This window comes from Novosphingobium sp. FG90 (genome assembly GCF_057808725.1).
The window spans coordinates 51,938-75,210 of record NZ_JBMDIO010000026.1 but is presented as its reverse complement, the minus strand read 5'-3'; the positions used below and the strand labels follow the sequence as shown (position 1 = coordinate 75,210).

The window sequence follows — 23,273 nt, the reverse complement described above, 5'->3', positions numbered from 1 at the left end:
TGCCCGCGAGGACTGGTGGCAACCGCTGCTCGAAAGAGCAGCCATCACCCGCTGACCTCCCCTGCGAAAGCAGGACGACCTGACCTCATCAAGTATCTGAAAGCGGTGCAAACGTGCGCGAAAAACACCTGATCATTCTGGGCATCCGCGGCGTACCGGCTGCTCATGGCGGCTTCGAGAGTTTTGCCGAGCGATTTGCCCCGTACATGGTGCAGGCAGGTTGGCGCGTCACGGTCTACTGCCAAGGCAGCGAGACCGGCAAACGCTATGAGGACACCTGGGAGGGCTGCCGCCGCGTCCATATCCCCGAGAAGGGCTCCGGGCCGGCCGCCACCATCGATTTCGACGTAAAGTCGACGATCGATGCCGTGCGCGAAAAGGACGCCGTACTGCTGACGCTTGGCTACAATACCGGGTTCCTGTCAGTCTATGCCAGGCTACGCGGCCGCTACAATTTCATCAACATGGACGGTATCGAGTGGAAGCGGGCAAAATATTCCAAACTCCAGCAAATCTATCTCTGGATCAATGAAAGACTGGCTGCCGCTTCGGGCAACGTTCTGATCGCCGACCACCCGGAGATCGCGCGCCATCACGCGACACATGCTCCAGCCGACAAACTGGTCATGATTCCTTATGGCAGCGAACGCATCGACAGTGCAGACGAAAAGCTTCTAGGCCGCTTTGGCATCGAGCGCGACAGGTTCTTTACGGTCATCGCCCGCCCCGAACCGGAGAACTCGCTCCTTGAAATCGTAAGGGCATTCTCTCGCAAGCCGCGCGGCGCCAAGCTGGTGGTTCTGGGCAAGTATTCCAAGAACCATGCCTATCAGGCCTCAGTCCTGGAAGCGGCCAGCGACGAAGTGCTGTTCCCGGGCGCGATCTACGACAAGCCCACCCTTCACGCGCTCAGGCTCTTCGGCATTGCGTATGTCCACGGCCATCAGGTTGGCGGCACTAATCCTTCGCTCGTGGAAGCCCTTGGCGCTGGAAATGCGGTCATCGCCCATGACAACCCCTTCAACCGCTGGGTAGCGGGCGACGCCGGCCTCTACTTCGGCAATGAGGACGAGTGCGACATGCATCTCGACGCCCTCATCAATTCCCCCGATCGCCGTGACGGGTTGCGCGCCGCAGCTTTGCAGCGCTGGAACGACGAGTTCACCTGGCCCAAGATTCTCGGCGCCTACCGGGAAGCTATCGAACTGAAATGTCCGTAGCCTTGGCGGGCCGCTGCCTGCTTCCTGTCGATGGCAGAAACCCGATGCATATCGAGACACTCGTCGCACGCCTTACCGCCGAAGCTTTCAGCGAGGGCATCGGCGTTAGGCGTGCCTAGGCCGATTTTCGATCATTCTGGTTCTTAGCCACATGATCTGAAGTAGTTGGCGCATTCCTGGGGCTGGAAGATATCGACGAGTTTGCCGATTAAGCTCCACAGGCCACTGACGGTACGCTTGCCGAAGGTTTCAAATATCCCCACTTCCACGAGCTACGTCAATGTCGAGGCGCTGGCTTGGACAATTGGCAGGAACCATTACCTCCACTACTGCGCCATTCACTTCATAATTGCCCAGCCTGAACAGCCGATCAGCTTTTGAAAAGCATGAGACCCGCAAAATAAGAACTCTAGCGTCACCCATTTGGCCCGCCGCCTCCAGCCTGATCCGATACGCGCTGGCCGGCAAAAGTGCAAAGCGCTCGGCCACTACAACACGAACAGACGCAGCATTCATGTATTTCAACGATATGCCATCGGCTTCTCCGGTCAGTTCGATAGTGACATCCGGATTATCGGGGTAACGCCAGTCAAGCAGACCTTGCATTCCTTCCGGGACATCCGTGAACGCCAATCCACCGCCCATGGAAACATGATTACGGCTATATCCAGCATCCTACACCGCAGCCGAAGCTTCAGCCCCATCTGAAACAGCGAGATCTCTACACCCTGATCCAGACTGCTCGCCTCAACGACGTCGATCCGCAGGCCTGGCTCGAGGATGTGCTCGCCCGCATCGCCGAGCATCCGGCCCGCCAACTAGACGAGCTGCTGCCCTGGAAATGGCTGCCAGCAAGGCGCTCGATCGCCACCTGATCAAAGCTACCTCGCGGCTTTCACCGGATGGTTACCATGCGCTCGATGCGGTTGCGTTGCTTGTAGAGCGCTCGATCATGTTCAATCTTCACCCGACGGTTTGATCGGCCTGCAATGACGGCCTGTATGGTCACGGCTCGCAAGGTCTGCGCGGATGGCGTCGGCATCGTAGCTCTTGTCCGCGAGAAGCGCCTGTGGCGTCTGTTCCGGCAACACGATCAGCGTGTCATAGGCCTTGCAATCCGCCGCTTCCCCAACCGTCAGGTGGAAGGCGAGTAGTCGTCCTCGGGCGTCAGCCAGACAGTGAAGCTTACTGCTGAACCCGCCCCGCGAGCGGCCAAGAGCTCGTCGATGAGCCCCCCCCCCTTTCCGCCCGCTGCCGAGACATGGGCGCGAACCGTGGTACTATCGATGCTGTAATGCCCACTGTCCGCCATGATCTCGGCCAGCGTAACCGAAACGGCTTCCCAGACCCCGGCCTCAGTCCAGCGCCGAAACCGGCGGTAGATCGTGTTCCAATTCCCGTATTTGGGTGGCACGTCGCGCCAGGGTGTCCCACAGCGAACGCGCCAAAGTATGCCGTTGATGATAGAACGGTTCTGCTCGGGACGCCGACCTCGCCCTCGGTTCGCGGCATCAATCGGCAGCAACGCTCTCAAAACACGCCATTCTGCTTCGGTGAGATCGCCCCGGCTCAAGCCTGCCTCCAAAAGGCAGTCTTGAATCAACCTTCAATGGCAGCGTCAACCAATTCGTCCACGTCGCCTAGGCGCCGCCTTAGTCCTCCTTCGAGCCATAGCTGTAGTAGTTATAGGCATAATACTTGTAATCATCACCGCCGACTTGCGGGCTGAACCGGTTCAAAACGACACCAAGAATGGACGCCTTGATGAGGGAAAGACGACGTATGGCCGACTTGACAGCACCACGGTGGAAGCTCGACGCATCGATGACAAAAAGGACGCCATCCGCATGGTTTGCCAGGATCGCAGCGTCCGAGAGTCCCAATAATGGCGGACAGTCGAGGACTACCATGTCGTATCGGCTTCGTATGTCGGCAAGGAAATGTGCCAGGCCCTCTCCGGCGAGGATCAGCGCCGGATCTGGCGGGATCGGCAAGCCCGAAATATAGTTCAGCGTTGGAATGTCCGACGATTGCACCACTTCATCGAAGGATTTCTGCCCAGTCAGAACGTCGGTCAGGCCGGAACCGCCAGTGCCACCCATGACATGATGCAGCGTCGGCCTGCGTAAATCGGCATCGACCAGAAGCACGCTCTTGCCGAGTTGCGCGACGTCTCTGGCCACCGAGCGGGAAGTCGTCGACTTGCCCTCTGACTCTCGCGAACTGGTCACTGCCAGAACCTTGGGCAAGCCGCTTGTCGTCGAATAGCGCAAGTTTGTGACCAGCGAACGATACGCTTCACTGAGGCTCGAGCGACGATCCAGCAGCTCTTCGCGTACGTTTTCGGTCTTCTGGTTCGGTATGAGACCAAGCAACCGCATACCGAGCTTGCGTTCGACATCGTCCGGCGTGCGAATTGCATCGTCGAAGATTTCCTTCAGACCCACCGTCACTGCCGCCAGGACCAGGCCGAAGAAGAAAGCGAGGATCAGATTGAGAAGAAACTTCGGCGACGACGGGATCGTGGGGACCTCGGCCCGATCGACGAGGGTAACGTTGTTGGACGCCGAACCTGCTGATGCATTGAGTTGGTTGAAACGTGACAACAAACCCTCGTAGAGTCCACGATTCGTATCCGCAACGCGCTTGAGCACCGAATACTGGACACCGCGATCCTGCTCATCAAGCGCCTCTCCGCGCAGAGCCTGCACACGGCTGATGAGGGATTTCTCACGCTCGGTCGCAGCCTCGAAATCAAGCTGCGCGGACTTGCGAATGGCCGTTGCGATAACGTTGATGCGACGATCCAACTCGGCAATCTGCGCGCGTTTCGCCTTGACGGTGGAATAGCCATCAAGGTGGCGCGACTGTTCGTCCGCCAAGTCACCCTCGATCTTCGCCTTATCTCCAAGGAGCTGCATGATCGCAGGGTTCGAATTGACCTCAGGCACGGTTAGAACAGGCTGGTTGGACACTGTCGACCAACGCTCTTCGGCAGCGATCCGGTCAGCGGTTGCCTTGGAGGCGGCATCGGCGAGTTGCAGCAGCGTATTGTTAGTCACCGACAGCGCCGACTCTTGACGCCCACCCTGCCCTTCGCCCGTTATACGAATGAGACCGGCTGCACGGGCGTACTGATTGAGATCTCGCTCAGACTGAGCAAGCTTCGAACGGGCTTCCTCCAACTGGTCGGACAGGAAGCGCCGTGCATAAGCTGAGCTTTGGTACTTCTGATTGAGATTATATTCTATGTATCGTTCGGCGTAGATGTTTGCGAGCTTGGCGGCGAGACCAGCGTCCCGAGACTTGATGGTGATGGTCGCAATGCGGCTGTTCAACGGCAATTCGACGAGAAGATTGTCCATAAGAAGGGTTACGGCTTCATCTTCCCGCACATCGTCGAGCTTGCGCCCCTTGGCGTCCTCCTCATCCGGAAACTGGCCGCCAAGCGCGTCAAAGAATTCCGAATTTCTAGCGAAGCGGCCACTCTTCACCACCGCACGGGCGAGAGAGCGACTTTCGACAATACCCTTCTGGGTCTGCAGGAAGCGATCAGTATCCTGAGCAGGTGGAACCTTCTGCAGGTCGCCACCCTCGATGATCTGGTCTGCCTGATCTTCGATAAGCACGCGGGCGCTCGACTTGTAAGTCGGCGTCATCAACAACGTGAGAACCGCCCCCAGTATGACCGTACCGGCAACGATCCCGCAAATCAGCAGGACATTGCGGCGAACGATGTGGATGAGGCTTTTAAAAAACTGGGCAAGATCAAGCCCGGCGCCGTCGCCTTCGGGATATTCTCCAAGAATTTCCCCGTCGAGAATTGCGTCTTTCAAGTTTTTTCCGCCATATTTAAGTTGGATCGCTCAGGATCATTTCGTCCGGCTTCGCTGGACTTGCCCGCGTCTGCAAATCAGCGTCGATCACAATCAGCCGATACAGAAACACCGCCGCCAGAATGGTTGAACCTTGTGTCCGTCATCTCCGTGCAGCGACATCGCGGCCCTCCGTTCCCTCAAACTGTGATGACCAAGCACCCAGCAGCAATGCCAGCATCAATCCGATGATGGATAGTAGCGTCTGGTTCCGCAGGGGATAGTCCAAAATCGACTGCAGGAGGAAGAGCGCACACAGACCGACTGACACGAGAGGGACTCCACCTCTGCGGACTGCGCGAATGCACGCCCATCCCAGAAAGATCAGCCAGGTCGCCATCAGTGCGAGTCCCACGACACCGGACTCGAGCGTTACCTCAAGGAAGTCATTGTGCGCCCGGGCGGCACGACCAGGGCCGATGTACTCCAGCGATTCGTCCAACTGGAACACTTCGTCGAAGGTGCCGATGCCACTTCCCACCGGCCAGAAATGCTTGATCGAACCCACCGTGTCCCGCCAGATCAGCGGCCTTGCATCCTGAAGGTCATCGAAACGGGACAAGCTGAGCTGGATCCTGCGGTTCTCCATCGCAAGTCCCGCGATCGCCCCCATTACGGCCAGGACAACGACGGCACCAAGGGAAAGCTTGCGCCACGAAATGCTCCGCCCCTTGCGCGCCTGCCACATGCTCATCATGAAGAGTGCTGCAGGCACTACCACCAGCGCCATTCCCGAACGGGACCGCGTCAGGAAAAGGCCGATGAGCAGCAGCACCGCGACGGCCGCGGACGCCAGATGCCAGACCGGCCGCTGCCTGCGTCCCGGCAAAAGGCCAACCAGCGCGCAAAGAGCCACATCTATGAAAAGTCCTGCCGAGTTGTGGTTGGCGAAAGTTCCAACCAGGTCACCCGAACCGACCACTTCGGAATAAGGCACCAGCAGACGGTTGCCGAGGGCCAATTGCTGCGCCCCTAGCAGCACCACAAAGGTTCCTGCAGCTACGACGACCAGCAGTAGCAACCGCTTGGCCTGGTCCGAAAGGTTCCACGTCAGGATCAGGACGGCAAGCGGAGGCATCAGCGAAAACCACGCAACAGCGGTTCTTCGCACGTTCAGCGAAAACGGACGCCAGTCATCCTGCGCGTCGACAAGAGCCAAAGCCTCCGTGACCAGATTTCGACCGGGAAGACTCTGCCAGACCGAAGGAGGCAGAGGAATGACCTGCAGTACGGGAAGCAGCAGAGAGGCCGCGACGAGGAAAACCGCAGGCCGCGGCGCATTCTCGAAAAATTCCAGACATGCCTTGCGATTGCAGGCGATGACGGCGATCGCGGCGAGCTGCACCACGAGATTGGCCAAACCGGCTCCAGACCCGCCCCCTCCGAAAAGAAGCGCCGCGACGAGGAGCGCAGATGCCTGAACCGCTCGACCGTCAGACATAAAAAAAACCGGTGACTTCCGGTTTGTTGCCGATCGAACTGACAGAAATCCACCTCTGGCAAGCCAAATGAGATCGTATTGCTAGAAACTCTGCCCTGCCGCAACAGGGCAGAGTTCCCAAAACTCAGATTAATCAGGCGCCGTCGGACTTGTCGTCCTTGACCGCCTCGTAGATGCCGTAGCCAGCAGCCGCCGCACCGACAACCGCCAGAACGACGATGGCCGAGTCAGCCTTCTGCTTGCCCTTGACGGCCATCGACTGACGCGAGCCAAGACCCGAAACGCTCGAGATCTTGCCGGTCGATGCCGATGCGGTCGTACCAGCCTGAGCTGCGACCGGAGCGGCGAGCATGCCGGCGGCAGCAGCCGAAAGCATGATGTTCTTAAGGTTCATGTGGCCTCCTTAAACCTGTTTAGTTGGACTCACTCGTTCGACGAGGTATACCGCACTGCACAATGAAACGCAAAATGAATTACGTATTTCGCCTGATGCGTGCTGCACGTGCGATGATCTGTGCGTGCGCAATTAGTGGCAGCGCGATTTCGGCCTCGTTTGCAGCAACGCCGGAACCCTGGCCGATAACCTTGCGAACACAGATGCAGCGATTGGCAACAGTTGGATTCAGACTGGATCTTGCCGCTACCGATCTTTGCGCGAACAAGGCTGCTGGAACCGGCCTCGGGCTCGATTCCATTTCGGCCTACGCGGATGGGGACAAGGATCTGGTCGCCGAAATCCTGCACATGGGCGATGCCCCCCAGATCGCTGCCGTGGTTGCCGGGAGCCCTGCTGACGCTGCCGGCATCGCGGTTGGCGATGACCTGCTTTCGATCAACGGCACCCCCGCGTCGAGCACCCTTTCGGACGGCACCGGGCTCGTAGCGGACGGAATCGAGCAATATCTGGCAGCCCTCCCCGTGGGGACCCCGGTTCGCCTTGGCCTGCGACGAAACTCCCGCTCGTTCGAGACGAGCGTGATTCCCAGGCAAGTCTGCTCCGCAAGGTTCGTCATAAAGACCGGCAAGGGCATCACGGCATTCAGCGACAGCGTCAACGTAGCCGTTTCCAGCGAACTGATAGCGTTTGCACAAAACGACGACGAACTGGCACTGATAGCAGGACATGAACTCGGCCACGTCGTGCACCGTGACGGTGAGGCACGAAGCCTTTCCGAGCGGCGGAGGATGGAAGATCGTGCGGACCTGATGGGCGCCCGCCTTGCGACATGCGCTGGCTACAGCCCCTCTGCAGGCATAGAGTTCTGGCTGCGTCGCGATAGAAAGGACTGGCTTCGGATGTTCCGTGACCCCACCCATCGATCGCGCAAGAGCCGCGTGGAATTGCTACGGGCAGAGATACCGTCAATCAAATGCCCCGCAGAAGCTTTACCGTCGGCGGCTGAACGTGATTAGCAGTACTGCAAGCGCGTTGTGCTTGCGCAACCACGGCCTGCGCATTACGCCCGAACCAACCAACCCATCCTCGTCCCGATGGAGACATCCGGTAGTGAAAGAAACCAAATCGCCCATCCTGCTGGCCATGTTGCTTGCAGGTTCGATCCTTTCGGGGTGCAGTACGACGACTAACAACCCCGATCTGCCTGATGGGGCTGCTGCATACGACACAATCCCGGCCACGGTTCCTGTCCCCACCGCCTATCCGATCCGCCCGAAGGACGTTCTGACGCTGCGTGTCTTCGGAGAGCCCGATATTTCGCAGGACGAGTTGCGGGTAGACGAAAGCGGGATGATCCAGGTGCCACTGATCGGTACGGTAAAGGCGGCCGGTCGCCCAGCGGAAGACGTATCGCAGGAAATCTCGCAACGACTGGCGCAGAACTATCTTCGCGATCCGCAAGTCGCGGTTTCCGTAAAGGAAGTCGCGCTCAGCTATGTGTCGGTAGAAGGTGAGGTCAAGAAGCCGGGCGTTTACGAGATCGATGGGCGCACCACGTTGCTCGCATCGATCGCACGCGCAGAAAGCCCGACGCCTACCGCCAAACTCAATGAAGTCGTCGTCTTCCGAACCATAGACGACAAGCGGATGGTGGCCCGCTTCGATCTGAAGAGAATTCGCACCGGGCTCGATCCCGATCCGATGATTCTTGACGGTGACGTAGTGATGGTCGGCTTCTCCGCGAAGAAGGGCCTCTGGCAAGATATTCTCAAGACCGCGCCATTCTTCAATGCTTTTGCGGTTCTCAGCACTCGCTGATGATATAGACATAGAAGTTGTGACTTATGGACAAGCTTGTTCGCACGACGACTTGCAAACAAGCTTGCCATTATATTTACACGACACATCCATTCCACATGCAAGACAGCCTTCAGGATCATTGCAAGGAACGTCATGACCGTTAAGCATCCTGTTCTCGTTACCGGCGGCGCCGGATACATCGGCAGCCACGCGGTCCTTGCGCTCCGCGATGCAGGGTGGCCGGTGACGGTGATCGACAACCTCGTCACAGGATTTCGCTTTGCGGTGCCCGAAGGCGTCGCCTTCTATGAGGGCGACATCGAGGATCAACAGCTGCTCGCCAGGATATTCGCCGAGCAGCGCATCGGCGCGATCATGCATTTCGCGGGATCGGTCGTGGTGCCGGAGTCCGTCGAGAACCCGCTGAAATACTACCACAACAATACGTCGAAGAGCCGCGCGCTGATTGAGGCCGCGGTAGCGGCGGGGGTTCGTCACTTCATCTTCAGTTCGACGGCAGCGACCTACGGCATACCCAAGGTCTCACCCGTCAATGAGCAGGCGCCCCAGGTGCCCATCAACCCATACGGCATGTCTAAGCTCATGACGGAAGCGATGCTGGCTGACGTCTCGCATGCCCATGCGTTCAATTTCTGCGCCTTGCGGTATTTCAACGTCGCCGGAGCCGACCCGGCGGGACGGACCGGGCAATCTACGGCAGGGGCGACGCACCTCATCAAGGTCGCGGTCGAGGCTGCCTTGGGCAAGCGGTCGCACGTCGGTGTCTTCGGCACCGATTTCGACACTCCCGACGGTACGGGTGTACGCGACTACATCCACGTGTCCGATCTGGCGGATGCGCATGTGCTCGCGCTTGAGGCATTGATTGCAGACGAAACACGCTCGCTGGCCATGAATTGCGGCTATGGTCGCGGCTTCTCGGTGCTTGAGGTGCTGGACGCGGTTGATCGGGTCACCAATCGCACCATCGATCGTCGCCTGGAAGGCCGTCGCGCCGGGGACCCGGACTCGCTCATCTCCGATAACAGTCGGATCAAGGCAACTCTGCCATGGACACCGCGCTACGACGACCTGCCGACTATCGTTGAGCACGCACTTGCATGGGAACGCAAGCTGGGTGAACTTCGGGAAACGACCAAGGCCGACTGACAGGCCGCGCTCCCGTTTTCTCGCCCGGACACCTCTCGATATCAGTCACACTTTCCTGATCCAGCGTGATCCGTGAGATTTCCGGACGATCGGCTGGCCACAGCCCTCGCACAATCGGACATACATGTTGCCGTTCCAATGGTCCTTGCCTCGGACCGGCGTGTGACGATTGAGCAGGCACTTCAAAAAACGAAACATCGACAAGACTGAAACAATTCCCGGACAAGATAATGGCGAAAGCCGGAGCCTTTTCGCTGACCGCAAAAGGAAATGGCCGCAGCAGGGCGAACCCTGTCGCGGCCATCGATTTGACAAAATCGGATTATGCGCCGTCCGACTTGTCGTCCTTCACCGCTTCATAAGTGCCGTAACCGGCAGCCGCAGCAGCGAGCAGACCAACGACGACCACCGTGCCATCAGCCTTCTGCTTGGCCTTGACCGAAGCAGAACGGCGCTCACCAACGCCCGAGACGCTGGTGATCTTGCCGACCGATGCAGCAGCCGTGGTGCCGGCCTGAGCTGCAACCGGTGCTGCCAACACGGCAGCGCCGGTGAGCGCGAGCAGCGTATGCTTGAGCTTCATATGACGTTCTTCCTGATGTCACCGGGGTCTTCGACCATCTCGCCCCGTGACGCTGAAAGTGCAAAAAATCGAAATGGTTCCTTCTGATTTGCCTCGATCTGCACCGACGTCAACCCATCATAAGGATTCGCCGTAGGATCAATACCTTGGGCGATTAAATCCAAATATTTGAAATCACTGTATATTTCCAAGCATCAGAACGCCACGCTCAGCCCCGCACGCGCCGACAGGTCGGTGCCGGTGCTCGTCCGCTCCGTGCGGGCAGAAATCTTCCATGTGAAGTCGTAGCCGCCCGCGAGCATGCTCACTTCGCCGATCCATGCGCCCTTGAGGCTGTCGCCGGTGATCGTGAAGGCATCGCCGGCGTCATAGCTGTCGCCGCCGTTGAAGTAGGCGGTCGTGCTGCCGAGCTTTCCGGTAAGGACCTCGCGGCGTCCGGCTTCCAGCTGGAAGGTCAGCGGACGCCAGTCGGGCGAGATCGTGCCCAGCGAGTAGGATGCGGCGACCGTCGGCGTGGCGGTCAGCATCTTGCTGGTGCGGCTCGCGACGGTAAGCGCCATGGCGTCCGAATCGGCGGTTTCGGCATAGCCGTCCTCCTTCAGCCACATCTGCTCCAGTTCCAGCTTGGGCTTGAGGCTGAAGCGGCGCGACATGTCGAAGCGATACGAGGCGCCCGCCAACCCCGAGAACAGCCAGCCCTTCCAGCTGCCATCGGCCGAGTACGAGAAGTCGGTATCGTCAATCGTGCCGGTGTAGGTCCGGGTCGAATCGATCGAAATCCGCGAGGCGCCGACTCGCGCCCAGGCGAGCAGCGGACCGTTCTGCATGCGCCAGAACAGGCCGAGGTCATGCTGGCCGATGTCGAGCTTTCCGGTGCCGCCGTTGTTCTTCACCTTGCCCTGCATCCAGGCATACGAGACGCCGAAGTTGCCGAGGTCGGTATGCCGCTCGACGCCGCCCGAAAGGCCCCATCCATTCGCCTTGTATCCGGCCGTGCCGGTGGCGTCCTTGCTGGCGCGCCAGTAGATCGGTTCGAACCAGCCGCCGATGTCTGAGATGTCGAACAGGGTGGTATCGTCGCTGATATGACGCGCAGCGAGGCGATCGGCTGTGGTCACGGCCTTGAACACGCCGCCGGCATGATCGGGCAGCAGGCCGCCGACCTGGTCGCGCAAGGTCGCCGAGTCCTCGACCTGGAGCAGGCTGTCGGTGATGTCGTCATCATTCTGCGCCGTCGCGTAGATCGCGTCCCAGGCGGAAGCCTGCGACCTGGTAAGGCCGAGTTCGCCGGTCGTCTTGCGCGAAAGGGTCAGGTAGACGTTGTCCTCATCGCTGGTGACGGCGCCATTGTAGATGAACGGCGTGTCGACCGAGGAGTTGAGCGCCCCCTGGATGGTGAGATCGTCCGAAGTGAGCACCGTGTACGTGCCCTCGGCGGTCGCGAGGCTGTTCACCGTCGCCGACACGCTGGCACCATCCGCCAGTGTCGCGCTGTTGACCACGATGGTCGAGCTCTCGTCCCCGTCGACATAGACGCCGATCGTGCCGCTCGACCCGACCGTGAGAGTGCCGAAATTGACGGTAGTCGCCTCGTCGGGAATGAGCGTGCCGCCATTGACGGTCACCGCGACGTTGTCCGCATTGGTGAACTGGCCCGAGTAGGTCGCGGTATCGTTGAGGGTGACGGTGCCGGCCTCGCCCGCAAAGTCCATCGTGCCCGAATACGTCGACTTGCCCGCGAGCGTCGCGGTTGCCGTGCCGCTGCCGAAGTATACGTCGCCGGTGTAGACCGCGTTGCCGGACAGGCTCAGCGTATCGTCGCCCCCATTGAAATAGGTGTCGCCGACGATCTGGCCGGTCGACGCCGAAAGGCTGTCGTTGCCCGAGCCCAGCAGGATGTTGCCGCTGATCTGGGCATAGATGGAGGGGTCTTCCTCGTCATTGTCCTCGACGTATTCGGCGCTCGTCTCGGCATCGTCGTCGTTGAGGTACTGGGTGATGGTGACGCCGGTGGTGTTCGCCGACAAGTCGATCGCGGTGCGCGTGTCCGTGCTCGAGCCGCCCGCGGTGATGAAGCCGGTATTCTCGATCGAGGTCAACGTGCCGGACAGGTCGCGGATCGCCGTCGTCGAGCCTTCGCCGCTGGAGGTGAGCGACGCCGAGATCGTGCCGCTGTTGTAGAGGCTGGTGACCGTGCTGCCTTCGTTGATGAGCAGCGCCGTCGCCGACTGGTCGTAGGAGATCGCGCTGAGCGTGCCCGAGACGCCGATGCCGTCAGTCAGGGTGACGTTGCCGCCCTGCCCGCCGATCACCAGGCCATAGGCGTCGGTATTGCTGTAGTAGGAGTTGGCTGTCACCGACCCGTCGATCACGATCGAGTAGGTGCCCATGTTGCCGGTAACCGAGCCGACCGTGATGTCGCTGGTTCCGCCGACCTGAAGCGCGGGGCCATTGCCGTATGTGGTGATGACGCCGGTGGCTTCTTCGCTGTCGTCGACGCCGTCTCCATCCTCGTCGTCGTTGTCGTCATCGCGGTCGACCGGCGCGGCGGCCACGTAAATGCCGCCATCGACGTTGCCGGTGATCGAGACCGCCGCGGTGCCGGTGCGCAGCGCCGCGCGCGAGAGCACTTCGGTCGTACCGTCATCGTCGGTGTAGGAGTAGCCCTTGGTCACGGTGCCCTGGATGGTCACCGTCCCGCTGACGTCGCCCGCCACGTCGATCGCGCTCGATCCCGAACCGACGACCGAGACGGTGCCCTCGACGGTCAGATCGCCGCCGATTCCTTGCGCCGAGATCCCCACCGCGTTGTCGCCGATCACCTTGATCGTGCCGGTATTGGTGATCGAGCCGGTCCAGTCGCCATCGAGCACGATGCCGCCCGAGTTCTTGCCCTCTACCGTGATCGAGCCTTCGTTAAGGATCGTGCCTGCCGCATCGCCGGTCACGTGCACACCATAGCGATTGCTCGCCGAAGCGATGTTGTCGGTGACGATGCCGTCCGAATCGTCATCATCGACGACGTAATCCTCCAGCACGGTGATCACGCCGTCCTCGCCGATGTCGAGGCTCGAGGTCGTCCCGGCATTGACGGTGATGCCCGACGTGTTGCTGGCACCGCCCATTTCCAGGGTGCCGCCCATGGTCACGGTCGAGTCGCTGTCGACGGTGATGGCGCTGCCGCTGGCCAGCGTGATCGTGCCGTTCTCGCCCACCGTGACGTTGCCGGCGCTGGACGTCGAAAGCGCGCTCGTGGTGTCCTTGGTCACCGAGGTATCGGCAAGCGAGGGGGTGGAGACGAGCGCGAGCGCGAGCGCTCCAAGGCTGGCGGTATTGTTCATCGAACGCATGGCGAGGGTGTCCCGAAAAGGATGATGTTCAAGTGATCGTGGTGGAAGACCCGGCGGCCTCAGGTGGCGATGCCGATGACCGCAGTGCCGGTGTATCCGGCGGTCACGCTGCCGCTGAGACTCGGCGTCTGCTGGGCGATCTGGGCAGAGGTGTTGTCGCCGAACACGTTGTCGGACGAGAGCGAGATCGCGTTGTAGTTGGCGATGCTGGCGGTGTAGCGGGTGTCGCCGGTGAACACGGCGGTATTGTTGGCGGCCGGCATCGCAAGCTGGGAGATCAGCGTCGCCGTGCGTCCGGTGCTGGCCGAAGTCAGGCCGCCCGTGAACACCTCGAAATGGATGTGCGGCCAGCGACCCGAGTAGCAGGCCGGATAGATCGTGGTGAACGTGACCTTGCCGTCACTGTCCGTCACCTGCACGCCGCGCAGGTAGCTTTCGGTCGTGACCCCGCTCGAGTAGAGCGAATAGAGGCCTGCCGCATCGCAGTGCCACACGTAGATCGCCGCCCCCTCTATCGGCGCGCAGCCATTGCTTACGTCGACGAGTTGCAGTTCGATCGTAAGTTGCACGCCATCGGCGGTATTGGTCGAGCCGATGAAGCTGGAACGGATGTCCGAGCGCACCACGCCGCTCTGGGTGAGCACGTTCGAGGTCGAGCCACTGGCCGTGTTGGTGCCATCGGCCGGGTAAGGGCCATTGGTCTCGGTGGGATCGGCGATGCAGCTTGCATCCGAGGTGCCCCCCGAAGTGGATGACGAAGTGGTGCTCGACGTCGAGGAGGACGAACTCGAGGTGGATGACGACGAGGTCGAAGAGGAACTGGCAGCATCCGAGCTCGACGAGCTGGAGGCATCATCACCGCCGCACGCGCTAAGCGCGGCAGCCGTGCCCGCACTGACCATGAACGCCAGCGCCCGGCGCCGGGCGAACATCTCGCGCCCTATCGCCTGAAGGTCTTCGGCCAGGCCATGACCGTGCGGCTCCCCGCCAGAGGCGCCCCGCTCCCGAAATCCCATCACCGTCCTCCTTCGCGTCCGGCGTGATCGCTGGACCTGAGCGGCGAGGACTGTGCTGCGGGCTTTGCCCGGGGATTTCAGGCGAATTGCACGAGAATTGCGATCAGTTTGCGATCGCGCGCAATGGAGAGGGCGCGCTAACCCGCCGGGCGATCGTCCGCGACCGCCGGGACGAACAGGTAACCCTCGTTGCGAACGGTGCGGATGATATCGCTGCCGCCCTCGCCATCGGAAAGCTTGCGCCTCAGACGCGAAAGCTGGACGTCGATGGCCCGGTCATAGTGATCCGAATCCTCTCCGCGCGACCAGTCGAGCAGCTGGTCGCGCGTCAGCACGCGCCGCGGGTGCTCGGCAAAGGCGCGCAGCAACCGGAATTCGCCATCGGACAACGATATCAGCGCATTGGTCGGGTCGAACAGCAACCTCAGGCCAAGATCCATGCGCCATCCCGAGAAATGCAGGCAGTCGCCCGAATCGACCTCGATGGTTCGCGGCGCGGCCGCCTCGGCCGGACCTGCGGCGGGCGCGGCCCCGGCCCTGCGGCGCAGCACGGTGCGGATACGCGCCAGCAGTTCGCGCGGATTGCACGGCTTGGCGAGATAGTCGTCAGCGCCCATCTCCAACCCGACGATCCGGTCTACGTCGCTGCCGACTGCCGACAGCATGATCACCGGCGGGGCATCCGGCCCCATCTGGCGCAGGGCGGTGAGCCCGTCCTCACGCGGCATCATGACGTCGAGCACGATCAGGTCGAAATTCTCGGCCGCCAGCAGCTTGCGCATTTCCAAAGGATCGGCCGCCGTGGTCGTATCGTAGCCGTGCTTGGCCAGGAAATCGCCGATCAACGAGCGAATGCCCTCGTCGTCGTCGACGATGAGAATGCGGGTGTGCAGGTCCATTGCATGCGGTTCTAGGATCATTCCGCGCTGATGGATAGTGCGTGTTCCGGGCAGATTTCAGGGGCCGTTACAGGCTGCGACACCCTTGAAATGTCGCTGCAAAGCGGTGAAATCCACCGGCAACCTGCCCCCCCGACAAGTTGGTTCATGGACAGTCGAGCTTGCCGCGATACGTATCGGCCAGCCGTGTTCGCGGACCTTAGTGCGCCCCCCGCGCCCTTCACCGCGACTCACGGCCCCGATGCGTTCAAGGCCACCGTCCAGGACCCCTCCGCCAAGGGGTCCTGCGGTGCCGGGGCCGTCGATCGAGCGGGTTCTGTAGTCGCACCCGTCCCGTTCGCCGACGGCCCCGGAATTGGTAAAGAAATTGCTCGAAATGCTCTCCACACGTCGGATAATTTCTTGATTTGGAGTCCGCAAAACGACACAAGCGCGTGGTACTTCGCGCACCGCCAGCTAATGCGGCGCCTGAAACGCGCTTTTGGCCAGAAAGTTTCCTTCCGGACCTGCCGCTTTTCGCGCGGCGCGTCCGGACCGGTCCGAGGTGACCGTTCCCGCAAGCCGCTTCGGTGGGCGGCGGGAACGCGGAGCGGGGACAGGAGGGACGTGTCCCTCTCTCCTGTCCCCGCTTCGCATATCGCGCGCAGACTTCTGTCCCGCGACAATCCTCCATCTCGAATTCGCCGTGATCGCATGGCAAAGCACGCACCATGACTCTTCCCGAGATTCCACGCCGACTCGGCATGCCGCTGGCCATGCAGATGGTGGCGATCCTGGTGTGCGCCTTGGTGGCGGCACAGGCAGTCACGCTCGCGCTGACCGTCATCCTGCCGCCGCGTCCAACCGAACGCTGGAACATGGATGAAGTCGCGGACGCCCTTGGCGGCGGCCCTGCCCCCGATCGCCTTGAGCGCAAGACCATGAGCGGTCCGCCCGATGTCAGCGGGCAAGGCTGGCTGGTCTCCGAATCCTCGCGCGATGCACTGGCCCGGCGCATCGGCCAGCCCGCGAACGATGTGGTGCTCGCTTTCTACACCCAGCTTCCGGTCGGCGGCGTCGCCGTGCCGACGGGCGGCCGATCGCCGCTTGCCGTGAAATCTCCCGGTTCGGGCAGCCTGTCCTCGCTGCTGATCGACGAGGCCCACGCCCAGGCGATCCCGGGCGGGCCGCCTGCGGGTGGCTCGGCCGGTCCCGCAGGCCTGCCGGGCGGAGGTTTTCCCGGTGGCCGGATGCCGGGCGGCAACTTCCCCGGCGGGGGTTTTCCGGGCGGGGCCGGCCCTCGCGTGCCTGCACAGCCCGGCTCATCCATGCCCCGCCCCAATCTGCCCGGCGGGCAAATCGGCGGCGGCAAGGGCGGCATGGCCCCCGGGCAGACCGGCGGCACCCGCCCCGGTGCAGGAAATGGTGCAGGAAATGGCCAAGGAAATGTCCCGGGAAATGGAACGGGTGAAGGCGGACGCCCGATCGGCAGTCCGGGCGCCGCACGCGGCGCCGGCCCCTTCGCCCAGCCCGGCCTGACGCCCGGTATCGGCTCCGCTCCGCCCAGTCCCGTCATTGCCATCGCGCCGCCGGTCGCCCAGCCGGGTCCGGCAGCCGAGCCGACCAGGGAGATCCGGCGCGCGCCAGGCCGCCCGGCCGCGAGGCCCACCGCGACCGCAGCGGCTTCCACTCCGGCCATTCAACCCCAGCCTGTCGCTTCCACGCCCCCTGTCGCGGCAGCCGCACCCTCGCCCAAGCCCGCCACGCAGGCACAGCCGATCCCCGCGCCGCAGCCCATCCCCTTCCGCCGTGCGACGAGCGCGCTGTTCGATGTCGCCTCGCCCCCGTTCATCGAGGGGGACTTCATAGCGGCCGCAAGGCAGTCCGACGGGACCTGGCTGGCCGTGGCGCCGCGCGCCGAGCCCTTCCCCAACGCCTGGCAGACCCGGGTGATGCTGTGGTTCGCACTGTCGCTGGCGATCGTCAGCCCGCTGGCCTGGCTGTTCGTGCGCCGCATCGTCGTGCCGCTGCGTGATTTTGCCCAAGCCGCCGAACAGCTCGGCCGCGATCCTTCGGCGACCATCCTGCCGCTGTCCGGCCCGGCCGAGATCGGACGCGCGGCGAATGCCTTCAACCAGATGCGCCACCGCCTTCGAGCCTTCGTCGACGATCGCACCGCCATGGTCGGCGCGATCAGCCATGACTTGCGCACCCCCCTCACCCGGCTGCGCTTCCGCATCGAGGACGTGCCCGATGACCAGCGCGAGGGCCTGCTGAAGGAAGTGACCGAGATGGAAGCGATGATCAGCCAGGTCATTGCCTTCATCCGCGACGCCTCGACGCCCGGCCCGCGCCAGCGGCTCGACTTCGCCGAACTTATCGCCGGGAGTGTCGCCGACTGGCAGCTGGTCGGCGCAAAGGTCGAGATCGAGCGCAATGCCCACATCCCGGTCGAGGTCGATCCGGTCGGCATCCGCCGCCTGCTCGGCAATCTGCTGGAAAACGCGGTCAAGTATGGCGACAGCGCCCGCGTGCGTGTCTCCCTCAGCGGCAACGAGGCCGTCGCGGAGATCGTCGATGCCGGCCCGGGTATCCCCGAGGATGAGTTCGATCGCGCCTTCGAACCGTTCTACCGCAGCGAAGCCGCGCGCAAGTCGGGCCGGAACGGCAGCGGGCTCGGCCTCGCGGTCTGCCGCTCGATCGCGCGGGCGCACGGCGGCGACGTCTCCTTCGCGCACGGTCAGGATGGCTTCGTGGCGCGTGTGAGCGTACCGGCCGCGTTCGTCCCGACCCTGCGCAAAGCGGCCTGAGCGGACGCCCGGACCATGCGCAGGCATCTCCACGCCCTTGGTGCGTCACTGCTGCTGTCGCTGCCTCTTCAGCCTGCCGCCGCGCAGGAAACCGAAGAGGCAGCCGCAGTCGAAGCGACTACGACCGCCCCCTCTTCCAGCGATGCGGAGGCCGGCACCGCAACCGCGACCGACCCCGTGCAAGTCGCTCCGCTGCGATGGACGGCGACAGCCTCCGGCGGCATCAGCGCCCGCGACGATGGACCGGATGGAAGCTGGCAGTCGCTCAGCCTGACGCGCACCTTGGGCCGCGGCTACCTGCGCGCCAGCGCCATGCGCTACCACGGCACGCTGCAACAGTCGGACGTCGCGCTGCCCTCGGACTACTACGTCGCGACGCTGGGAGCGGGCGGAAACTTCGACAACTGGGTCGTCGACGGCTGGGTCAGCTACGGCAGGCAGGATTACGGCCGGATCAGCACATCGCTGGGCAGCCGTGCCAGTACCGGCGCCAGGGGCAGCGACTATTACGCCATCGGCGGCGATTTCGGCCGCGTGCTGCCACTTGGGTCGCGCTTCTTTCTCACGCCGACCCTGGCCGCGTCGTTCGCGGACGGAAAGCTGCTGCGCCCGGTGCCCGATGCCCTTGGTCTGCGCGATCAGGAAACCGACGAACCGACCTGGTCGGCCAATGCCACGATGCGCGTCGACTATGCATTCGGCAGCAGCAGGGAGCACTACGCCGGTCTCTCCTTTTCGCGGAACTGGACCAGCAACGGCCTGTCCGCATTGAGGGTCCGACACAATCCCGACCCTGACGCGGAACTGCCGTTCCGGCTCGACAGCAAGCACTATGCCGACAGCTGGTTCGAGGTGGGCGCCACCACCAACATGAAACTGGGGCGCAATCTCTACCTCGACCTGTTCACCACGCGCAGCTTCGGCGTGAAAGCCGGGAACGTCACGTCCGCAGGAGCGACCCTGCGCCGCTCGTTCTGATCGAACCGCTCAAAAAGTGGCCACAGGTTATCTTCTGGTCCACTATTTTGCCTTAGCTAAGCGATTGCAATCGGACTGAAACGGACAGGCGGCAGAGCGCGCGAAATGATGACAGGACAAGTTTCGAAGGTGGCAACATCGAGCGTGCTGGTGACCGGAGCCGCCGGCTTCATCGGCAGCGCCGTTGCCGAGGCGCTGATGAGCCGGGGCCAGCCGGTGATCGGCATCGACAACCTCAACGACTATTATCCGGTCTCGCTCAAGCGCGCGCGCCTCGACGGGCTCGCCGCGCGTCATGGCAACCTGTTCCATTTCCACGAGCTCGACTTTGCGGACATGTCCGCGCTGACCGAGACACTGGCGCCCTTCACGTTCGACACCATCGTCCACCTCGGTGCACAGGCCGGTGTCCGGTACTCCCTGGAAAACCCGCAGGCTTACGTCGCCTCCAATCTTGCCGGGCACGTCAACATGCTGGAGGTCGCCCGCGCCCGGCAGGTCGTCCACATGGTCTACGCCAGTTCAAGCTCGGTCTACGGCGGCAACACGAAGCTCCCCTTCGCCGTGGAAGACCGCGCGGACCATCCCGTCTCGCTCTACGCGGCGACCAAGAAGGCCGACGAGCTGATGAGCGAGACATACGCCCATCTCTTCCGCCTGCCCCTTACCGGCCTGAGGTTCTTCACTGTCTACGGTCCCTGGGGCAGACCCGACATGGCCATGTGGAAGTTCGCCGAACGGATCCTCACGGACCGCCCCATCGACGTCTACAATCATGGCGAGATGAGCCGCGACTTTACCTACATCGACGACATCGTCGGCGGCGTCCTCGCCTGCCTCGACCGCCCGCCGGTCGACGACGGCGCGCAAAAGGCAGGCGGCAGCGTCAAGCCGCACGCGCTCTACAACATCGGCAACAACAAGTCCGAGCACCTGCTGCGCCTCATCGCAGTGCTGGAGGACGCCTGTGGCCGCAAGGCACAGCGCAACCTGCTGCCGATGCAGCCCGGCGACGTCCCCGCGACTTATGCCGACATCACCGCACTGACCCGCGATACCGGCTATGCGCCGAGTACCCCGATTGAGACGGGCGTGCCGCGTTTTGTCGACTGGTTCCGGGGATATACTGGATTTTGAGACGGGGGCTTTGGCTTCCCCTTGGCGGGCGCACCATCTAAAAGGCGCTCCAATTCCCCTCCCGATGAGGTTCACATGAAGATTGCAATGGTGGGTTCAGGCTATGTCGGCCTCGTGTCTGGCGCCTGCTTCGCCGATTTCGGCCACGACGTCGTCTGCATCGACAAGGATCAGTCGAAGATCGACCGCCTCCACGACGGCGTGATGCCGATCTACGAACCCGGCCTCGACGCACTCGTCGGCGGCAACGTCAAGGCAGGCCGCCTCTCCTTCACCACCGACCTTGCCGAAGGTATTCGCGGTGCGAGCGCGATCTTCATCGCGGTCGGCACGCCTTCGCGTCGGGGGGACGGCCATGCTGACCTCTCGTTCGTTCACGCCGTTGCGCGCGAAATCGGCGAGCATCTGTCCAACGACGCGGTGGTCGTGACCAAGTCGACCGTGCCGGTCGGCACTGGCGACGAAGTCGAGCGCATCCTCGCGGACAGCGGCACCAAGCATCGCGTCGCCGTCGTCTCCAATCCCGAATTTCTCCGCGAAGGCGCCGCCATCGGCGACTTCAAGCGCCCCGACCGTATCGTCATCGGCGCTGAAGACGAGTTCGGCCGGCAAATCATGCGGCAGGTCTATCGTCCGCTGTTCCTCAACGAATCGCCGATCCTGTTCACCTCGCGCCGCTCGGCCGAGATCATCAAGTACGCCGCCAACGCCTTCCTTGCGACTAAGATCACGTTCATCAACGAGATTGCCGATTTGTGCGAAAAGGTCGGGGGTGACGTGCAGGACGTAGCGCGCGGCATCGGCCTCGATGGCCGTATCGGCAAGAAGTTCCTCCACGCCGGACCGGGCTATGGCGGCTCGTGCTTCCCCAAGGACACGCTTGCGCTGCTCAAGACCGCCGAGGACCATGAAAGCCCGCTGCGCATCGTCGAAGCCGTGTCCAAGGTGAACGACAGTCGCAAGCGCGCGATGGGTCGCAAGGTCGTCGAAGCCCTGGGCGGGTCGGATGCAGCGCGCGGCAAGCGCGTCGCCATGCTCGGCCTGACGTTCAAGCCCAACACCGATGACATGCGCGATTCCCCTGCCATCGCCATCGCGCAGACCCTTGACGATGCCGGTATCAGCGTCGCCGCCTTCGATCCGGAAGGCATGGAACTGGCCCGTCCGCTGATGCCGGAAGTGGAGATGGTTGGCGATCCCTACGCCGCGATCGAGGGCGCTGATGCGATCGTGATCGTCACCGAATGGGATGCCTTCCGCGCGCTCGACCTCGATCGTGTCAAGGCTCTTGCCAAGGCTCCGGTGCTCGTCGATCTGAGGAACATCTACAAGGCACACGAAATGCGCAGCGCAGGCTTCGCCTACACGTCGATCGGGCGCCCCTGATAGACTGGTCAAGGATGATGGCCGGCGCTCCCATACACAGGCCCGGCCATCATCTTGCGAACCGGATGCTCACCAGATGATCGATAGGGCAGCCGCGATCAGCAGCCACAATCCTGCATTGAAAGCCAGTATCACGGGCAAGTCGAACGGCGGCACTTCGATATATGTATTGTAACTGTTGATCATCGCAGACCTGTTGTTCAGCGTCGCACGTGGCAACCTCTCAGGATTGAAACTGCGACCTGCCTACGAAGTTCCTGCAATTTAATACCAGGTTCAGGTTCCCGCGCCCTCGCGGATCATCGTAAAGCCGTGCAGCAGGTGGTCGAGTTGACCGTCCGGCACCGGCGGAAACGCCAGCGTCGCGCCGCCCTGCCTGATTGCCGCGATCTGCCCGGCCACGTCCTCCAGACTCCATTCCTGCCGGAATATTCCCGCATTTTCCGCGATCCAGGCGCGCGCCAGACGGCCACCCATGGCGACGTACATCTCGCCGGTCGCCTCGCACTGCTCATGACACAGGTAAGCGACCATCGGCGCCACCATCTCGGGTTCCATCGGCGGGAACCTGCTCGTGTCGATCCCGTCGGACATGCGGGTGACTGCCGCCGGCACGATGAGATTGGAGCGCACGTTGTGGTGCTGCCCCTCGATCGCGGCCGTGTTCGACAAGCCCATGAAAGCCGCCTTGCACGCCGCATACGTGACGTTGTCGGCCTTGCCGTAAAGTCCGTTGATCGAACTGGTGAGGACGATCCGGCCGTAGCCCTGCGCCATCATGCGCGGAAATGCCTCGCGCATGACGTGATAGGCGCCCTTCAGATGCACATCGAGCACCGCGCAGAAATCCTCGTAGGCAAGGCTCGAGAGCGAGCCGCGCCGCACGTTGCCCGCCGAGTGGATCAGGATGTCGATCCGCCCGAAGGCATCCAGCGCGGTATCGATGATCGCCTTGCCCCCTTCGCGCGTCGCGACGCTGTCGAGGCTGGCCACGGCTTCTCCGCCAGCCGCGCGGATTTCCGCGACGAGCGCCTCCGCAGGCCCTTCGCCGGTGGCGTCGCCTGCCATCGAGACGCCCGGATCGTTGACGACGACCTTGCACCCCCGGCTCGCCAGCAGCAGCGCATGGGCACGGCCGAGACCCCGGCCACCGCCGGTGATCACTGCGACGCGATCGTCGAAACGCAATTCGGCCATGGCCTGTCCTCTCCTCGATTGCGCCAAGCTTACCG

21 protein-coding genes and 2 pseudogenes are annotated in these 23,273 nt (G+C 62.5%); 11 read left to right on the top strand and 12 right to left on the bottom strand.

Translation table 11 applies throughout. The features are described 5' to 3' along the window. Window positions 1-113 precede the first annotated feature (113 nt). Window positions 114-1,220, top strand: a complete 1,107-nt coding sequence (locus ACODRZ_RS19490) for a DUF1972 domain-containing protein (protein WP_488972162.1) — start codon at window positions 114-116, stop codon at window positions 1,218-1,220. Window positions 1,221-1,363: 143 nt separating this feature from the next. On the opposite strand, the pseudogene ACODRZ_RS19485 reads toward ACODRZ_RS19490, so the two are convergent. Both ACODRZ_RS19485 and ACODRZ_RS19480 read right to left on the bottom strand, forming a co-directional pair. Further along, window positions 1,364-1,462: pseudogene (locus ACODRZ_RS19485) on the bottom strand (IS630 family transposase); the annotation flags it as partial. 7 nt (window positions 1,463-1,469) lie between these two features. Beyond that, complete coding sequence (locus ACODRZ_RS19480; RefSeq protein ID WP_488986229.1) at window positions 1,470-1,865, bottom strand: hypothetical protein; 396 nt, start codon at window positions 1,863-1,865, stop codon at window positions 1,470-1,472. Between the two features lie 74 nt (window positions 1,866-1,939). Between ACODRZ_RS19480 and ACODRZ_RS19475 the strand changes: the two are divergent. Both ACODRZ_RS19475 and ACODRZ_RS19470 read left to right on the top strand, forming a co-directional pair. Continuing rightward, window positions 1,940-2,095 (top strand): annotated as a pseudogene (locus tag ACODRZ_RS19475) (transposase domain-containing protein); the annotation flags it as partial. Continuing rightward, window positions 2,062-2,199, top strand: coding sequence for a hypothetical protein (locus ACODRZ_RS19470; protein WP_488972160.1), 138 nt, complete (start codon window positions 2,062-2,064; stop codon window positions 2,197-2,199). The pseudogene ACODRZ_RS19475 and the gene ACODRZ_RS19470, both read left to right, overlap by 34 nt. Here ACODRZ_RS19470 and ACODRZ_RS19465 read toward each other — a convergent pair. From ACODRZ_RS19465 to ACODRZ_RS19445, 5 genes are all read right to left on the bottom strand, one after another. Then, entirely contained in the window at window positions 2,177-2,395 is a 219-nt protein-coding gene (locus ACODRZ_RS19465) for a hypothetical protein (protein WP_488972163.1), read from the bottom strand. The genes ACODRZ_RS19470 and ACODRZ_RS19465 overlap by 23 nt on opposite strands. After that, window positions 2,356-2,793, bottom strand: coding sequence for an IS5 family transposase (locus ACODRZ_RS19460; RefSeq protein WP_488972159.1), 438 nt, complete (start codon window positions 2,791-2,793; stop codon window positions 2,356-2,358). Before ACODRZ_RS19460 ends, ACODRZ_RS19465 begins: the two co-directional genes overlap by 40 nt. 79 nt (window positions 2,794-2,872) lie before the next feature. Continuing rightward, a complete protein-coding gene (locus ACODRZ_RS19455) occupies window positions 2,873-5,056 on the bottom strand; it encodes a GumC family protein (protein ID WP_488972158.1) in 2,184 nt (727 codons plus the stop codon). A gap of 142 nt (window positions 5,057-5,198) precedes the next feature. Next, the gene (locus ACODRZ_RS19450) at window positions 5,199-6,455 is read right to left on the bottom strand and encodes an O-antigen ligase family protein (RefSeq protein WP_488972157.1); all 1,257 of its coding nucleotides are present in this window, start codon (window positions 6,453-6,455) and stop codon (window positions 5,199-5,201) included. Window positions 6,456-6,669: 214 nt separating this feature from the next. After that, the gene (locus ACODRZ_RS19445; RefSeq protein WP_488972156.1) at window positions 6,670-6,930 is read right to left on the bottom strand and encodes a hypothetical protein; all 261 of its coding nucleotides are present in this window, start codon (window positions 6,928-6,930) and stop codon (window positions 6,670-6,672) included. A 74-nt stretch (window positions 6,931-7,004) separates the two neighbouring features. On the opposite strand from ACODRZ_RS19445, the gene ACODRZ_RS19440 reads away from it, so the two are divergent. From ACODRZ_RS19440 to galE, 3 genes are all read left to right on the top strand, one after another. Then, entirely contained in the window at window positions 7,005-7,949 is a 945-nt protein-coding gene (locus ACODRZ_RS19440) for a M48 family metallopeptidase (RefSeq protein WP_488972155.1), read from the top strand. A gap of 94 nt (window positions 7,950-8,043) precedes the next feature. Then, window positions 8,044-8,751, top strand: coding sequence for a polysaccharide biosynthesis/export family protein (locus ACODRZ_RS19435; protein WP_488972154.1), 708 nt, complete (start codon window positions 8,044-8,046; stop codon window positions 8,749-8,751). A 135-nt stretch (window positions 8,752-8,886) separates the two neighbouring features. Then, on the top strand, window positions 8,887-9,903 hold the full coding sequence (gene galE, locus ACODRZ_RS19430) for a UDP-glucose 4-epimerase GalE (RefSeq protein WP_488972153.1): 1,017 nt from the start codon (window positions 8,887-8,889) through the stop codon (window positions 9,901-9,903). Between the two features lie 322 nt (window positions 9,904-10,225). Here the strand turns inward: galE and ACODRZ_RS19425 are convergent, their stop codons facing one another. The 3 genes from ACODRZ_RS19425 to ACODRZ_RS19415 all read right to left on the bottom strand — a co-directional run bounded on the left by ACODRZ_RS19425 (window position 10,226) and on the right by ACODRZ_RS19415 (window position 14,480). Beyond that, complete coding sequence (locus tag ACODRZ_RS19425; protein WP_488972152.1) at window positions 10,226-10,486, bottom strand: hypothetical protein; 261 nt, start codon at window positions 10,484-10,486, stop codon at window positions 10,226-10,228. 194 nt (window positions 10,487-10,680) lie between these two features. After that, the gene (locus ACODRZ_RS19420) at window positions 10,681-13,836 is read right to left on the bottom strand and encodes an autotransporter outer membrane beta-barrel domain-containing protein (RefSeq protein WP_488972151.1); all 3,156 of its coding nucleotides are present in this window, start codon (window positions 13,834-13,836) and stop codon (window positions 10,681-10,683) included. Window positions 13,837-13,895: 59 nt separating this feature from the next. Then, a complete protein-coding gene (locus tag ACODRZ_RS19415; RefSeq protein ID WP_488972150.1) occupies window positions 13,896-14,480 on the bottom strand; it encodes a dioxygenase family protein in 585 nt (194 codons plus the stop codon). Between the two features lie 73 nt (window positions 14,481-14,553). On the opposite strand from ACODRZ_RS19415, the gene ACODRZ_RS19410 reads away from it, so the two are divergent. Continuing rightward, a complete protein-coding gene (locus tag ACODRZ_RS19410) occupies window positions 14,554-14,787 on the top strand; it encodes a hypothetical protein (protein WP_488972149.1) in 234 nt (77 codons plus the stop codon). 202 nt (window positions 14,788-14,989) lie between these two features. On the opposite strand, the gene ACODRZ_RS19405 is transcribed toward ACODRZ_RS19410, so the two are convergent. Then, a complete protein-coding gene (locus ACODRZ_RS19405) occupies window positions 14,990-15,751 on the bottom strand; it encodes a response regulator (RefSeq protein WP_488972148.1) in 762 nt (253 codons plus the stop codon). A 710-nt stretch (window positions 15,752-16,461) separates the two neighbouring features. Here ACODRZ_RS19405 and ACODRZ_RS19400 point away from each other — a divergent pair. The 4 genes from ACODRZ_RS19400 (at window position 16,462) to ACODRZ_RS19385 (ending at window position 22,041) form a co-directional block, all read left to right on the top strand. After that, the gene (locus ACODRZ_RS19400; RefSeq protein ID WP_488972147.1) at window positions 16,462-18,540 is read left to right on the top strand and encodes an ATP-binding protein; all 2,079 of its coding nucleotides are present in this window, start codon (window positions 16,462-16,464) and stop codon (window positions 18,538-18,540) included. Window positions 18,541-18,555: 15 nt separating this feature from the next. Continuing rightward, the gene (locus ACODRZ_RS19395; RefSeq protein ID WP_488972146.1) at window positions 18,556-19,518 is read left to right on the top strand and encodes an autotransporter outer membrane beta-barrel domain-containing protein; all 963 of its coding nucleotides are present in this window, start codon (window positions 18,556-18,558) and stop codon (window positions 19,516-19,518) included. Window positions 19,519-19,623: 105 nt separating this feature from the next. Then, the gene (locus ACODRZ_RS19390; protein WP_488972145.1) at window positions 19,624-20,655 is read left to right on the top strand and encodes an NAD-dependent epimerase/dehydratase family protein; all 1,032 of its coding nucleotides are present in this window, start codon (window positions 19,624-19,626) and stop codon (window positions 20,653-20,655) included. Between the two features lie 75 nt (window positions 20,656-20,730). Next, the gene (locus ACODRZ_RS19385) at window positions 20,731-22,041 is read left to right on the top strand and encodes a UDP-glucose dehydrogenase family protein (protein ID WP_488972144.1); all 1,311 of its coding nucleotides are present in this window, start codon (window positions 20,731-20,733) and stop codon (window positions 22,039-22,041) included. A 276-nt stretch (window positions 22,042-22,317) separates the two neighbouring features. Here the strand turns inward: ACODRZ_RS19385 and ACODRZ_RS19380 are convergent, their stop codons facing one another. Continuing rightward, window positions 22,318-23,238, bottom strand: coding sequence for an SDR family NAD(P)-dependent oxidoreductase (locus ACODRZ_RS19380; protein WP_488972143.1), 921 nt, complete (start codon window positions 23,236-23,238; stop codon window positions 22,318-22,320). Window positions 23,239-23,273 lie beyond the last annotated feature (35 nt).